This window comes from Streptomyces sp. CG 926, from assembly GCF_003148825.1.
In the GTDB taxonomy this organism is placed as follows: domain Bacteria; phylum Actinomycetota; class Actinomycetes; order Streptomycetales; family Streptomycetaceae; genus Streptomyces.
In genome coordinates this window covers 168,009-182,357 of sequence record NZ_QGGZ01000007.1, presented here as the reverse complement: position 1 = coordinate 182,357, position 14,349 = coordinate 168,009, and the positions used below count along the sequence as shown (strand labels likewise).

Annotated in this window: 13 protein-coding genes; 12 read left to right on the top strand and 1 reads right to left on the bottom strand. The window is 70.7% G+C overall.

The genetic code is table 11. From position 1 onward, the window contains the following. Window positions 1-222 precede the first annotated feature (222 nt). The 12 genes from BCL76_RS20005 (at window position 223) to BCL76_RS19950 (ending at window position 12,999) form a co-directional block, all read left to right on the top strand. Window positions 223-765, top strand: coding sequence for a hypothetical protein (locus BCL76_RS20005; RefSeq protein WP_109780847.1), 543 nt, complete (start codon window positions 223-225; stop codon window positions 763-765). Between the two features lie 149 nt (window positions 766-914). Then, complete coding sequence (gene pdxS / locus BCL76_RS20000) at window positions 915-1,832, top strand: pyridoxal 5'-phosphate synthase lyase subunit PdxS (protein ID WP_030010552.1); 918 nt, start codon at window positions 915-917, stop codon at window positions 1,830-1,832. Between the two features lie 6 nt (window positions 1,833-1,838). Continuing rightward, window positions 1,839-2,441, top strand: coding sequence for a pyridoxal 5'-phosphate synthase glutaminase subunit PdxT (gene pdxT, locus BCL76_RS19995; protein WP_109780846.1), 603 nt, complete (start codon window positions 1,839-1,841; stop codon window positions 2,439-2,441). Between the two features lie 57 nt (window positions 2,442-2,498). Continuing rightward, entirely contained in the window at window positions 2,499-3,251 is a 753-nt protein-coding gene (locus tag BCL76_RS19990) for a YebC/PmpR family DNA-binding transcriptional regulator (protein ID WP_030765687.1), read from the top strand. A 129-nt stretch (window positions 3,252-3,380) separates the two neighbouring features. Then, entirely contained in the window at window positions 3,381-3,911 is a 531-nt protein-coding gene (gene ruvC, locus BCL76_RS19985) for a crossover junction endodeoxyribonuclease RuvC (protein WP_109780845.1), read from the top strand. Beyond that, complete coding sequence (gene ruvA / locus BCL76_RS19980) at window positions 3,908-4,540, top strand: Holliday junction branch migration protein RuvA (protein WP_030765692.1); 633 nt, start codon at window positions 3,908-3,910, stop codon at window positions 4,538-4,540. Before ruvC ends, ruvA begins: the two co-directional genes overlap by 4 nt. 226 nt (window positions 4,541-4,766) lie before the next feature. Beyond that, a complete protein-coding gene (ruvB, locus tag BCL76_RS19975; RefSeq protein WP_109780844.1) occupies window positions 4,767-5,828 on the top strand; it encodes a Holliday junction branch migration DNA helicase RuvB in 1,062 nt (353 codons plus the stop codon). Window positions 5,829-5,993: 165 nt separating this feature from the next. Then, on the top strand, window positions 5,994-6,470 hold the full coding sequence (gene yajC / locus BCL76_RS19970) for a preprotein translocase subunit YajC (protein ID WP_109780843.1): 477 nt from the start codon (window positions 5,994-5,996) through the stop codon (window positions 6,468-6,470). Between the two features lie 153 nt (window positions 6,471-6,623). Beyond that, complete coding sequence (gene secD, locus BCL76_RS19965) at window positions 6,624-8,411, top strand: protein translocase subunit SecD (RefSeq protein WP_109780842.1); 1,788 nt, start codon at window positions 6,624-6,626, stop codon at window positions 8,409-8,411. A gap of 3 nt (window positions 8,412-8,414) precedes the next feature. Beyond that, window positions 8,415-9,470 (top strand): protein translocase subunit SecF, encoded by a 1,056-nt coding sequence (gene secF / locus BCL76_RS19960; protein WP_109780841.1) that lies wholly within the window; start codon window positions 8,415-8,417, stop codon window positions 9,468-9,470. Next, window positions 9,467-10,021, top strand: coding sequence for an adenine phosphoribosyltransferase (locus tag BCL76_RS19955; protein ID WP_109780840.1), 555 nt, complete (start codon window positions 9,467-9,469; stop codon window positions 10,019-10,021). The genes secF and BCL76_RS19955 overlap by 4 nt, the downstream gene beginning before the upstream one ends. A 539-nt stretch (window positions 10,022-10,560) precedes the next feature. After that, the gene (locus BCL76_RS19950; RefSeq protein ID WP_109780839.1) at window positions 10,561-12,999 is read left to right on the top strand and encodes a RelA/SpoT family protein; all 2,439 of its coding nucleotides are present in this window, start codon (window positions 10,561-10,563) and stop codon (window positions 12,997-12,999) included. A gap of 66 nt (window positions 13,000-13,065) precedes the next feature. On the opposite strand, the gene BCL76_RS19945 is transcribed toward BCL76_RS19950, so the two are convergent. Continuing rightward, on the bottom strand, window positions 13,066-14,295 hold the full coding sequence (locus tag BCL76_RS19945; protein ID WP_109780838.1) for a DUF349 domain-containing protein: 1,230 nt from the start codon (window positions 14,293-14,295) through the stop codon (window positions 13,066-13,068). Between the last annotated feature and the right edge of the window lie 54 nt (window positions 14,296-14,349).

The following is a 14,349-nucleotide window of genomic DNA, read 5'->3' as shown; positions in this document are numbered from 1 at the left end:
CGAGACCGCCGTCCGAACCGCCCCGGAGGCCGGCGGCCACGGCGCCCGCCACGAGGGCGCCCGCCACGGCGGTAGGAGCGATGGCCAGTGGTCTGCGGTACGGCGCCATGTGTCGTGTCATGTCCCCCCGACAGGTGCTGATCATGGACTCCACGGTTTCGGGGCTGGGGCGCCCGGGCCCGATGGCGGCCCTGGGCGCCCGGAGCGGTAGGGTCGCGCAGCGTGATCGAAACCCTTGTCTGGATCGCCCTGGCTCTCGGAGTCATCGGGGTCTACCTCAGCTGGACCGCCGGTCGGCTCGACCGGCTGCACTCGCGGATGGACGCCGCGCGGGCCGCACTCGACGCCCAGCTCGTGCGGCGGGCCTCCGTCGTGTTGGAGGTGGCCACCTCCGGGGTGCTCGACCCCGCGTCCTCCCTGGTGCTGTACGAGGCCGCGCACGCCGCCCGGCAGGCCGAGGAGGACCACCGCGAGGTGGCGGAGAGCGAGCTCAGCCAGGCGCTGCGGGCGGTCTTCGCCGATGCCGACCAGGTCGACGTGCTCAAGGCGGCCCCGGGTGGGGCGGAGGCCACGGAGGAGCTGGCGGCGGCCGTCCGCCGGGTACCGATGGCGCGGCGCTTCCTCAACGACTCGGTCCGGGCCGCCCGCGCGCTGCGCAGGCACCGCAAGGTCCGCTGGTTCAGACTGGCGGGACACGCGCCCTTCCCGCTCGCCTTCGAAATGGACGACGAGCCGCCGGTGGATCTTGCAGATCGGCCGATCTAGGGGGTTCCAAGGGCCGCGAGGGACAAATCAAGGAGCCACAGGCTCCACATTGGCCCTTGTAGTGGACTGATCCTCTGGGGTTTCCTCAGCCGAGTAGTACGAGCAGTACCCCGTCTTCCTTTCGAGCTCCCTTCGAGTGAGGTCAATCCGTGAGCACGCTTCCCACCTCCCCCCAGTCCGCCGAGTCGGCGATCGGCACCTCGCGCGTCAAGCGCGGCATGGCCGAGCAGCTCAAGGGCGGCGTGATCATGGACGTGGTCAACGCCGAGCAGGCGAAGATCGCCGAGGACGCCGGCGCCGTGGCCGTCATGGCCCTGGAGCGGGTCCCGGCCGACATCCGCAAGGACGGCGGCGTCGCGCGCATGTCGGACCCCAACATGATCGAAGAGATCATCGAGGCCGTCTCGATCCCGGTCATGGCCAAGTCCCGCATCGGCCACTTCGTCGAGGCCCAGGTCCTGCAGTCCCTCGGCGTCGACTACATCGACGAGTCCGAGGTGCTGACCCCGGCCGACGAGGTCAACCACTCCGACAAGTGGGCGTTCACCACCCCCTTCGTCTGTGGCGCCACCAACCTGGGCGAGGCCCTGCGCCGCATCGCCGAGGGCGCGGCCATGATCCGCTCGAAGGGCGAGGCCGGCACCGGCAACGTCGTCGAGGCCGTCCGCCACCTGCGCCAGATCAAGAACGAGATCGCCCGCCTGCGCGGCTACGACAACAACGAGCTGTTCGCCGCCGCCAAGGAGCTGCGCGCCCCGTACGAGCTCGTCAAGGAAGTTGCCGAGCTCGGCAAGCTCCCGGTCGTGCTGTTCTCCGCCGGTGGCGTCGCCACCCCGGCCGACGCCGCGCTCATGCGCCAGCTCGGTGCCGAGGGCGTCTTCGTCGGCTCCGGCATCTTCAAGTCGGGCGACCCGGCCAAGCGCGCCGCCGCCATCGTGAAGGCCACCACCTTCTACGACGACCCGAAGATCATCGCGGACGCCTCCCGCAACCTGGGCGAGGCCATGGTCGGCATCAACTGCGACACCCTCCCCGAGTCCGAGCGCTACGCCAACCGCGGCTGGTAATCGGTCATGACGAACACCCCCGTGAACCCCGTCATCGGGGTACTCGCCCTCCAGGGCGACGTACGGGAGCACCTGATCGCCCTGGCCGCGGCGGACGCCGTGGCCAGGCCGATCCGGCGTCCCGAGGAGCTCGCCGAGGTCGACGCCCTGGTGATCCCCGGCGGCGAGTCCACCACCATGTCGAAGCTCGCCGTGCTCTTCGGCATGCTGGAGCCGCTGCGCGAGCGCGTGGCGGCCGGTATGCCCGTGTACGGCACCTGCGCCGGCATGATCATGCTGGCGGACAAGCTCCTGGACGGCCGTGAGGACCAGGAGACCCTGGGCGGCATCGACATGATCGTCCGCCGCAACGCCTTCGGCCGCCAGAACGAGTCCTTCGAGGCGAAGGTCGACTTCGCGGGCATAGCGGGCGGCCCGGTCGAGGGCGTCTTCATCCGCGCCCCCTGGGTCGAGTCCGTCGGCGCCGCCGCCGAGGTGCTCGCCACGTACGACGGCCACACCGTCGCCGTGCGGCAGGGCAACGTCCTCGCCACCTCGTTCCATCCCGAGCTGACCGGGGACGACCGCGTTCACGCGTACTTCGTCGACATGGTGCGCGCGGGGCTGTAACGGGCTCCCGGTAGGATCGGAGACGAACACTGTTGGTGACGCGAAGGAGACAGGCAGATGTCCGGCCACTCTAAATGGGCTACGACGAAGCACAAGAAGGCCGTGGTTGACGCCAAGCGCGGCAAGCTCTTCGCGAAGCTGATCAAGAACATCGAGGTCGCGGCCCGTATGGGCGGCGCCGACATCGATGGCAACCCGACGCTCTTCGACGCCATCCAGAAGGCCAAGAAGAGCTCGGTCCCGAACAAGAACATCGACTCCGCGGTCAAGCGCGGCGGCGGCCTCGAGGCCGGCGGCGCCGACTACGAGACGATCATGTACGAAGGCTACGGTCCGAACGGCGTCGCGGTGCTCATCGAGTGCCTCACCGACAACCGAAACCGTGCCGCGTCCGACGTGCGTGTCGCCATGACCCGCAACGGCGGTTCGATGGCCGACCCGGGCTCGGTCTCGTACCTGTTCAACCGCAAGGGTGTCGTCCTGCTGCCCAAGGGTGAGCTCTCCGAGGACGACGTGCTGGAGACGGTGCTCGACGCGGGCGCCGAAGAGGTCAACGACCTCGGCGAGAGCTTCGAGATCATCAGCGAGGCCACCGACATGGTCGCGGTCCGTACCGCGCTCCAGGCGGCCGGCATCGACTACGACTCGGCCGACTCCAACTTCCTGCCGACCATGCAGGTCGAGCTGGACGAAGAGGGCGCGCGCAAGATCTTCAAGCTGATCGACGCGCTGGAGGACAGCGACGACGTGCAGAACGTCTTCGCCAACTTCGACGTCTCGGACGAGGTCATGGAGAAGGTCGACGCCTGACCGGCGCCCACCACGCACAGCATCGGGCAGCGGGCCGACGGGGACACACCCCGGCGGCCCGCTGCTTTGTCAGTGCCACCCGATAACCTGCGAAGCTGCACGTACAGGAGAGCGAAGAAGGGGGCACGGGTGCGGGTACTGGGCGTTGACCCGGGGCTGACGCGATGTGGTGTCGGCGTGGTCGAGGGGGTGGCCGGCCGCCCCCTGACCATGATCGGTGTGGGGGTCGTACGGACGCCCGCGGACGCCGAGTTGGGCCTCCGGCTCGTCGCCATCGAGCAGGGCATCGAGGAATGGCTCGACGCGCACCGGCCCGAAGTGGTCGCCGTGGAGCGGGTGTTCAGCCAGCACAACGTCAGCACCGTGATGGGCACCGCCCAGGCGAGCGCCGTCGCGATGCTGTGCGCCGCCCGCCGCGGGATACCGGTCGCCCTGCACACCCCCAGCGAGGTCAAGGCCGCCGTCACCGGCAGCGGCCGGGCCGACAAGGCCCAGATCGGTGCGATGGTCACCCGGTTGCTCCGACTGGACGCGCCGCCCAAGCCGGCGGACGCCGCCGACGCCCTCGCCCTGGCCATCTGTCACATCTGGCGGGCCCCCGCCCAGAACCGCCTCCAGCAGGCGGTCGCCCTGCACGCCTCGAAAGGCCGTACCCGATGATCGCCTTCGTGAGCGGCCCCGTCGCCGCACTCGCCCCCACCCTTGCCGTGATCGAGGTCGGGGGAGTGGGCATGGCCGTGCAGTGCACGCCCGCCACCATCTCGGGCCTGCGGATGGGGGAGACGGCCCGGCTGGCCACCTCCCTGGTCGTCCGTGAGGACTCGCTGACCCTGTACGGCTTCGCCGACGACGACGAACGGCAGGTCTTCGAGATCCTGCAGACCGCCAGCGGGGTCGGGCCGCGGCTCGCCCAGGCGATGCTCGGCGTGCACAGCCCCGACGCGCTGCGGCTGGCCGTCTCCACCGGTGACGAGAAGGCGCTGGTGGCGGTGCCGGGCATCGGCAAGAAGGGCGCGCAGAAACTACTCCTCGAACTGAAGGGCAAGCTGGGCGCCCCGCTGGGCAGCAGCGGCCTCGTGGGCGCCCAGCGGGCCGCGGCCACCGGGCCCGCCCCCTGGACCGAGCAGCTGTCCGCCGCCCTGATCGGCCTCGGGTACGCCTCGCGCGACGCGGAGGACGCGGTGGCGGCGGTGACTCCGCAGGCCGAGGCCGCCATTGCCGCCGGCGGTTCGGCCCCGGTTCCGCAGCTGCTGCGAGCCGCCCTGCAGTCCCTGAACCGCGCCCGCTAGCCGTGCCGCCCGGCCTCCCGTGGCTCGGCCCCGGACCCCGCGCCTCGAACGCCGGCGGGGCTGAAGGATCGGGGCTCGGCCCCGGACCCCGCGCCTCGAACGCCGGGGGCTGGCGGGTCGGGGCTCGGCGGCGGGCTCCGGGTTGTGGAGGCCCGCGGGGCCGCAGGGTCGGGGCTCCGCCCCGGGCGACAGACCACCGTACGAACCGAGAAGGCAGACTGACAGCGTGAACTGGGAAGACGAGAGCGACGACCGGATCGTGGCGGCCGCCGCCGACGGCGAGGACACCGCCGTCGAGGCGGCGCTGCGGCCGAAGGACCTCGGGGAGTTCGTCGGCCAGGAGAAGGTCCGCCAGCAGCTGGATCTCGTCCTCAAGGCGGCCCGCCAGCGCGGAGCCACCGCCGACCACGTCCTGCTCTCCGGCGCGCCCGGCCTCGGCAAGACCACCCTGTCCATGATCATCGCGGCCGAGATGGGCGCGCCCATCCGCATCACCTCCGGCCCCGCCATCCAGCACGCCGGCGACCTCGCCGCGATCCTCTCCTCCCTCCAGGAGGGCGAGGTCCTCTTCCTCGACGAGATCCACCGCATGTCCCGGCCCGCCGAGGAGATGCTCTACATGGCCATGGAGGACTTCCGCGTCGACGTGATCGTCGGCAAGGGTCCCGGGGCCACCGCGATCCCGCTGGAGCTGCCGCCCTTCACCCTGGTCGGCGCCACCACCCGGGCCGGACTGCTGCCCCCGCCCCTGCGGGACCGCTTCGGCTTCACCGGGCACATGGAGTTCTACGCCCCCGAGGAGCTGGAGCGTGTCATCCACCGCTCCGCCCGTCTCCTCGACGTGGAGATCGACACCGCCGGCGCCGCCGAGATCGCCGGGCGCTCCCGCGGCACCCCGCGCATCGCCAACCGCCTGCTGCGCCGCGTCCGGGACTACGCCCAGGTCCGGGCCGACGGTGTGATCAACCGCCAGGTGGCCGGTACCGCCCTTCAGGTGTACGAGGTGGACGGGCGCGGCCTCGACCGACTGGATCGCGCCGTTCTCGAAGCACTGCTCAAGCTGTTCGGCGGCGGGCCCGTGGGCCTGTCCACCCTCGCCGTGGCCGTCGGTGAGGAGCGGGAGACCGTCGAGGAGGTCGCGGAGCCGTTCCTGGTCCGCGAGGGGCTGCTCGCGCGTACGCCCAGGGGACGGGTGGCGACGCCTGCCGCATGGGCCCACCTGGGACTCGTACCGCCGCAGCACGGCGGGAGTGGATCAAGCGGACAACAGGGCTTGTTCGGGGCCTGACGGCGCGGAGGTTCGACCCCTCAGGAACTGCGGTGCCATGCTGGGCGTTGTTCCATCGGTGCGGACTCGCCTAGACTCCGCCGATGCCGACCCTTCGGGTCGGTGTGCCCACCCCCGTAGAAAAGGCCGCCGTCCGCGTGCGGTCGTGCGAAGGATCTCCGTCCCGTGAATCTCGTGACACTCCTCCCGTTCATCGTGCTCATCGGGGCGATGTTCCTGATGACCCGCTCCGCGAAGAAGAAGCAGCAGGCAGCCGCGCAGATGCGCGACCACATGGCGCCCGGCACCGGGGTCCGCACCATCGGCGGCATGTACGCCACGGTGAAGGAGATCGGTGACGACACGGTCACTCTCGAGCTGGCCCCCGGCGTCCACGCGATCTTCGCGAAGAACTCCATCGGTGCCGTTCTGGAGGACGCGGAGTACAACCGCATCGTCCACGGCATCAGCGACGACGAGCCGACCGACACGCCGGTCGTCCCGGACGACGCCTCTTCGCTGACCGAGGCTCCGAAGGCCGACCTCACCAAGGACGAGGACGAGGCTCCGGGGCTCGACCTGGGCAAGAAGGACGAGGACGCGCCCAAGGGCGACGACGAGCCCAAGGACGGCAAGTCCGACGGCGAGACCGGCGCGAAGTAACGCTCGGCGGGGGACCGTGGAGGCGCCCGACCGGCGACCCGCACGGTCCCCGTCTGTGACACTTCTGCGGGGGGCAGGGGTCCCCACCACACATTTCGTGGCCGTCCCCGCGCTGACCCGGCGCGGGACGGTTGGACAGGGAGAAACGACAAGGTGGCAGCACCGAAGAAGGGCCGGCGGCCCACGGGGGCTCAGGGGAGGCCGGGGCGCGCCCTGGCGATCATCCTGATCGCGATGGTGGCGCTCACCGCGGGGATGTTCCTCTCGAAGCAGACGACTCCCAGGCTGGGCATCGACCTCGCCGGCGGCACGAGCATCACGCTCAAGGCCAAGAGCGAGCCCGGCAAAGAGAGCGCCATCAACGAGACCAACATGAACACGGCGGTCGGCATCATCGACCGCCGCGTCAACGGTCTCGGCGTGTCCGAGGCCGAGGTCCAGACCCAGGGCCGCGACCACATCATCGTGAACATCCCCAAGGGGACGAACGAGCAGCAGGCGCGCGAGCAGGTCGGTACCACCGCCCAGCTGTACTTCCGCCCGGTCATCGCCTTCGCGGACGGCTCCCCGGCCGCTCCCGAGGGCACCCCGAGCCCGAGCCCCTCCGCGAGCGGCTCCGAGGCTCCCAAGGCCGGGGACGGCAAGGCCAGTCCCTCCGCCACCCCGTCGTCCAGCGCCACTTCCCAGGGCCGCGCGCTCAGTGAGGCCCTCAAGGCCCCGGCCGCCCCCACTCCCTCGCCCTCGGCGAGCGAGTCGAAGAAGGCAGACGACACCAAGGCTCCGTCGCCCTCAGCCTCCGCGCCGGCGCCGACCGGTGACGAGGCCGCCGCCGCGGCCCTCCAGGCCAAGTTCGCGGCGCTGGACTGCAACGACCCGGCGCAGCGCGCCGCCGCCGGCCAGGGCGCCAAGCCCGAGGAGCCGATGATCGCCTGTGGTCAGCGCGGCGACGCCTGGGGCAAGTGGGTCCTCGGCCCGGCCCAGGTCAACGGTCAGGACGTGAAGGAAGCCAAGGGGCAGATCGACCCCCAGCGCGGCCAGTGGATCGTCACCATGCAGTTCACCGACAAGGGCGCCGACAAGTTCGCCAAGATCACCGGTGAGCTGGCCACCAAGCAGATGCCGCAGAACCAGTTCGCGATCGTGCTCGACGGCAAGGTCATCTCCGACCCGTCGGTGAGCCAGGCGCTGACCGGCGGCAACGCCGAGATCTCGGGCGGCTTCAACCAGCAGTCCGCGCAGGACCTGGGCAACATGCTCTCGTACGGCGCCCTGCCGCTCTCCTTCAGCGAGGACAGCGTCACCACCGTCACCGCCGCGCTCGGCAGCGAGCAGCTGAAGGCCGGCCTGATCGCCGGCGCCATCGGCCTCGCCCTCGTGGTGATCTACCTGCTGGCGTACTACCGGGGCCTGGCGTTCATCGCCATCGTCAGCCTCATGGTCTCCGCGATCCTGACCTACACGATCATGTCGCTGCTCGGTAAGGGCATCGGCTTCGCGCTGAACCTGCCCGCGGTCTGCGGCGCGATCGTGGCGATCGGTATCACGGCGGACTCGTTCATCGTGTACTTCGAACGCATCCGGGACGAGATCCGTGAGGGCCGCACCCTGCGTCCGGCCGTCGAGCGCGCCTGGCCGCGCGCCCGTCGCACGATCCTGGTCTCCGACTTCGTGTCGTTCCTCGCCGCCGCGGTGCTGTTCATCGTCACGGTGGGCAAGGTGCAGGGCTTCGCCTTCACACTGGGTCTTACCACCCTGCTCGACGTGGTCGTGGTGTTCCTCTTCACCAAGCCCGTCATGACCCTGGTGGCGCGTACGAAGTTCTTCTCCAGCGGTCACCCGTGGTCCGGGCTGGACCCGAAGCGGCTGGGCGCCAAGCCTCCGCTGCGCCGGTCCCGCCGCACCGGTTCCGCCCCCGCCCCCGTCGACGCAAAGGAGGCGTGAGAGATGTCGAAGCTGGGAGATCTCGGCGCCAAGCTGTACCGCGGTGAGGTCGGCTACGACTTCGTCGGCAAGCGCTTTCTCTGGTACGGCGTTTCCATCCTGATCACCATCACGGCGATCGTCGCCCTGGCCGTCCAGGGCCTCAACATGGGCATCGAGTTCAAGGGCGGTGCCGTCTTCACCACCCCGAAGACGTCCGTCTCCGTCGCCGCGGCGACGGAGGCCGCGGAGAAGGTCTCGGGCCACGACGCGATCGTCCAGGAGCTCGGTACCGGCGGGCTGCGCATCCAGATCTCGGGTGTGGACACCGACGCCGCCACCGACGTGAAGAAGAAGCTCGCCACCGACCTCAAGGTCGACCAGGCCGCCATCAACGCCGACCTGGTCGGCCCCAGCTGGGGCGAGCAGATCGCGAACAAGGCCTGGACCGGTCTCGGCGTCTTCATGGTCCTCGTGGTGATCTACCTGGCCATCGCCTTCGAGTGGCGGATGGCGGTCGCGGCGCTGATCGCGCTTATCCACGACCTCACGATCACCGTCGGCGTGTACGCGCTCGTCGGCTTCGAGGTCACCCCGGGCACGGTCATCGGTCTGCTGACGATCCTCGGTTACTCCCTCTACGACACCGTCGTCGTCTTCGACGGTCTCAAGGAGGGCTCGAAGGACATCACCAAGCAGACCCGCTGGACGTACAGCGAGGTCGCCAACCGCAGCATCAACGGCACCCTGGTCCGTTCGATCAACACCACGGTCGTGGCGCTCCTCCCGGTCGCCGCGCTGCTGTTCATCGGCGGCGGCTTCCTGGGCGCCGGCATGCTGAACGACATCTCGCTGTCGCTGTTCGTCGGCCTCGCGGCCGGTGCGTACTCCTCGATCTTCATCGCGACCCCGCTGGTCGTGGACCTCAAGGAGCGCGAGCCGGCGATGAAGGCGCTCAAGAAGCGGGTGCTCGCCAAGCGGGCGGCCGCGGTGGCCAAGGGCGAGTCACCGGACGAGGCCTACGCGGCCGAGGACGAGCCGCAGGTCGTGGCGCAGGGCCGGTCGGGGCGGCGGCGTTGACCGGGCCGCTGTCCGAGGACGTACGGGACCTGCTGCTCAGCCGGATCAAGGACGTGCCGGACTACCCGAAGCCGGGCGTGATGTTCAAGGACATCACCCCGCTGCTGGCGGACCCCAAGGCGTTCGCCGCGCTGACGGACACGCTGGTGGAGCTGGCCGGGCGGTACGGCGCGACGAAGATCGTCGGACTGGAGGCGCGCGGGTTCATCCTCGCGGCTCCCGTCGCCGTGCAGGCCGGGATCGGCTTCGTGCCGGTGCGCAAGGCCGGGAAGCTGCCGGGCGCGACGCTGGCGCAGTCGTACGAGCTGGAGTACGGCACCGCGGAGATCGAGGTCCACGCCGAGGACCTGGCGGCCGGTGACCGGGTCATGGTCATCGACGACGTGCTGGCCACCGGTGGTACGGCGGAGGCCTCGCTCTCGCTGATCCGGCGGGCCGGGGCGGAGGTCGCGGGCGTGGCGGTGCTGATGGAACTGTCGTTCCTGCCGGGGCGCCTGCGGCTGGGCGAGGCGCTGGGCGAGGCTCCGCTGGACGCGCTGATCGTGGTCTGACCCTGTTGTGCCGAAGCGGCGGGTATCCGGGACGTCCCGGGTGCCCGCCGCTTTCGTGTGCGCCGCCGCTGCCGGGGGCGCCGCCCCCGGACCCCCGCGCCTCAAACGCCGGCGGGGCTGAAAGAGGGCGCCTCGAAGGCCTGCGGGGGTGAAGGAGGGCGCCTCGAACGCCGGCGGGGCTGAAAGAGAGCGCCTCGAAGGCCTGCGGGGGTGAAGGAGGGCGCCTCGAAGGCCTGCGGGGGTGAAGGAGGGCGCCTCGAAGGCCGGCGGGGGTGAAAGAGGGCGCCTCGAAGGCCTGCGGGGGTGGAGGGGCGCGCGGCGGGGTCGACGGGGTGCCTCGAACGCCCGCGGGCCCGGAGAAGCGCGCGGCGGGGCTCGGGGAGCGGGGCTCCTCGCCTCCGAGGCCGGTGGGCCGGAGTGCGGCGGAGGCTGGGGGAACGGGGTGGGCGAACCCTCGCTACCATGGGTTGTCCGGACCGGACACGGGCACCGGATCCACCCCCGGACCACGACCGGGGGGACCCCCGTGAGGAGCGCTCTTGCCAGACGAGGTCCAGCCAATCTCCGCCGCGCAGCCCGACCCGCAGGCCGAGCAGACCACGGCGGCCCCCGCCACGCCCCCGCCGGCGCCGCAGGCACCGCCGGCGCCGCCGGTCAAGCCCGCGCCGGCGAAGTCCGCCGGGTCCTCGAACCGGGTGCGCGCCCGTCTCGCCCGGCTCGGCGTGCAGCGCTCGAACCCGTACAACCCGGTTCTGGAGCCGCTGCTCCGTATAGTCCGCAGCAACGACCCGAAGATCGAGACGTCGACGCTGCGCCAGCTGGAGCAGGCCTACCAGGTGGCCGAGCGCTGGCACCGCGGCCAGAAGCGCAAGAGCGGCGACCCGTACATCACCCACCCGCTCGCGGTGACCACCATCCTCGCCGAGCTCGGCATGGACCCGGCCACCCTCATGGCCGGTCTGCTGCACGACACCGTCGAGGACACCGAGTACGGCCTCGAAGACCTGCGCCGCGACTTCGGCGACGCCGTGGCCCTGCTCGTCGACGGCGTCACCAAGCTGGACCGGGTGAAGTTCGGCGAGGCCGCCCAGGCGGAGACCGTCCGCAAGATGGTCGTGGCCATGGCCAAGGACCCGCGCGTCCTGGTCATCAAGCTCGCCGACCGGCTCCACAACATGCGCACCATGCGCTACCTCAAGCGGGAGAAGCAGGAGAAGAAGGCCCGCGAGACCCTCGAGATCTATGCCCCGCTGGCGCACCGGCTGGGCATGAACACGATCAAGTGGGAGCTCGAAGACCTCTCCTTCGCGATCCTCTACCCGAAGATGTACGACGAGATCGTGCGCCTGGTCGCCGAGCGCGCCCCCAAGCGCGACGAGTACCTCGCCGTCGTCACCGACGAGGTGCAGGTCGACCTCCGCGCCGCCCGCATCAAGGCCACGGTGACGGGCCGCCCGAAGCACTACTACAGCGTCTACCAGAAGATGATCGTCCGCGGCCGTGACTTCGCGGAGATCTACGACCTGGTGGGCATTCGCGTCCTCGTCGACACCGTCCGGGACTGCTACGCGGCCCTGGGCACCGTGCACGCGCGATGGAACCCGGTCCCCGGCCGGTTCAAGGACTACATCGCGATGCCCAAGTTCAACATGTACCAGTCGCTCCACACGACGGTCATCGGACCCAGTGGCAAGCCCGTCGAGCTGCAGATCCGCACCTTCGACATGCACCGCCGCGCCGAGTACGGCATCGCCGCGCACTGGAAGTACAAGCAGCAGACCGTCGCCGGCACCTCCAAGGTCCGCACCGACGTCCCGCAGGCCGCCAAGGGCAGCGCCGGCCAGGACACGGTCAACGACATGGCCTGGCTGCGCCAGCTGCTGGACTGGCAGAAGGAGACCGAGGACCCGGGCGAGTTCCTCGACTCGCTGCGCTTCGACCTCTCCCGCAACGAGGTCTTCGTCTTCACCCCCAAGGGCGACGTCATCGCGCTGCCCGCCGGAGCCACCCCGGTGGACTTCGCGTACGCCGTCCACACCGAGGTCGGCCACCGGACGATAGGGGCCCGGGTCAACGGCCGGCTCGTCCCGCTGGAGTCCACGCTCGACAACGGCGACCTGGTCGAGGTCTTCACCTCCAAGGCCGAGGGCGCGGGCCCGTCCCGCGACTGGCTCGGCTTCGTCAAGTCCCCGCGGGCCCGGAACAAGATCCGCGGCTGGTTCTCCAAGGAGCGCCGGGACGAGGCCATCGAGCACGGCAAGGACGCCATCGCGCGGGCCATGCGCAAGCAGAACCTGCCCATCCAGCGCATCCTGACCGGCGACTCGCTCGTCACCCTCGCGCACGAGATGCGCTACCCCGACATCTCCTCCCTCTACGCGGCGATCGGCGAGGGCCACGTGGCCGCGCAGGGCGTCGTGCAGAAGCTGGTGGCGGCCCTCGGCGGCGAGGAAGCGGCCAACGAGGACATCGAGGAATCGATCCCGCCGGCGCGCGGCCGCAAGCGGCGCAGCAACGCCGACCCGGGTGTCGTCGTCAAGGGCGTCGACGACGTGTGGGTCAAGCTCGCCCGCTGCTGCACCCCGGTGCCCGGCGACCCGATCGTCGGCTTCGTCACGCGCGGCAGCGGCGTATCGGTTCACCGCGCGGACTGCGTCAACGTGGACTCCCTCTCCCAGGAGCCCGAGCGGATGCTGGAGGTCGAGTGGGCGCCCACCCAGTCCTCCGTCTTCCTGGTCGCCATCCAGGTCGAGGCGCTGGACCGGTCCCGCCTGCTGTCGGACGTCACCCGCGTCCTGTCGGACCAGCACGTCAACATCCTCTCGGCGGCCGTCCAGACCTCCCGCGACCGGGTGGCCACCTCCCGGTTCACCTTCGAGATGGGCGACCCCAAGCACCTGGGGCACGTCCTGAAGGCCGTCCGGGGCGTCGAGGGCGTCTACGACGTCTACCGCGTCACCTCGGCCCGCAGGCCGTAACACGGACGAGGGCCCCGGTACGGATCTCCGTACCGGGGCCCTCGTGCGTACACGGGTGGCCGGGAATCAGCCGCCGAACTCCTCCAGGCCCTTCAGCGCCTGGTCCAGCAGGGCCTGGCGGCCCTCCAGCTCGCGCGAGAGCTTGTCGGCCTTGGCGTTGTTGCCCGCCGCACGCGCCGCGTCGATCTGCTCACGCAGCTTGTCGACCGCAGCCTGGAGCTGACCCGTCAGACCGGCCGCACGGGCCCGCGCCTCCGGGTTCGTACGACGCCACTCGCCCTCCTCGGCCTCCTGGATCGCCCGCTCGACCGAGTGCATCCGGCCCTCGACCTTCGGCCGGGCGTCCCGCGGCACGTGGCCGATGGCCTCCCAACGCTCGTTCAGGGAGCGGAACGCCGCACGGGCGGCCTTCAGGTCCGTGATCGGGACGAGCTTCTCGGCCTCGTCGGCCAGCTCCTCCTTGAGCTTCAGGTTCTCGATCTGCTCGGCGTCACGCTCGGCGAAGACCTCGCTGCGGGCCGCGAAGAACACGTCCTGCGCACCGCGGAAACGGTTCCACAGATCGTCCTCGGACTCGCGCTGCGCCCGGCCCGCCGCCTTCCAGTCGGCCATCAGCTCGCGGTAGCGGGCGGCCGTAGGACCCCAGTCGGTCGACTTCGACAGCGACTCGGCCTCCGCGACCAGCTTCTCCTTGACCTTCCGGGCATCCTCGCGCTGCGCGTCCAGCGAGGCGAAGTGCGCCTTGCGGCGCTTGGAGAAGGCGGAACGGGCGTGGGAGAACCGGTGCCACAGCTCGTCGTCCGACTTGCGGTCGAGGCGCGGCAGCCCCTTCCAGATGTCCACCAGGGCGCGCAGCCGCTCACCGGCACTGCGCCACTGGTCGCTCTGCGCCAGCTGCTCGGCCTCGACGACCAGCGCGTCCTTGGCCGCGCGGGCCTCGTCCGTCTGCTTGGCCTTCGCTACCTTGCGCTCCTCGCGCCGCGACTCCACGGTCGTGACCAGCTTGTCCAGCCGCACCCGCAGGGCGTCCAGGTCACCCACGGCATGGTGCTCGTCGACCTGCACGCGCAGGTGGTCGATGGCCGTCTGGGCGTCCTTGGCGGACAGATCAGTGGTCCGCACCCGCTTTTCGAGGAGGCCGATCTCGACCACCAGGCCCTCGTACTTGCGCTCGAAATAGGCCAGGGCCTCCTCAGGGGTGCCGGCCTGCCACGATCCGACGACCTGCTCGCCATCGGAAGTACGCACGTACACGGTGCCCGTCTCGTCGACTCGGCCCCACGGGTCGCTGCTCACAGCGCCTCCTCCACCTGATGCCTTGCGAGGGGTTCACCCCCTGGGCATCGTCCA

Bases quoted from the DNA above. Each gene is read 5' to 3' on its own strand.
- pdxT (WP_109780846.1), top strand. From the start codon at position 1,839: ATGACGAACACCCCCGTGAACCCCGTCATCGGGGTACTCGCCCTCCAG.
- BCL76_RS19990 (WP_030765687.1), top strand. From the start codon at position 2,499: ATGTCCGGCCACTCTAAATGGGCTACGACGAAGCACAAGAAGGCCGTG.
- ruvA (WP_030765692.1), top strand. From the start codon at position 3,908: ATGATCGCCTTCGTGAGCGGCCCCGTCGCCGCACTCGCCCCCACCCTT.
- secF (WP_109780841.1), top strand. From the start codon at position 8,415: ATGTCGAAGCTGGGAGATCTCGGCGCCAAGCTGTACCGCGGTGAGGTC.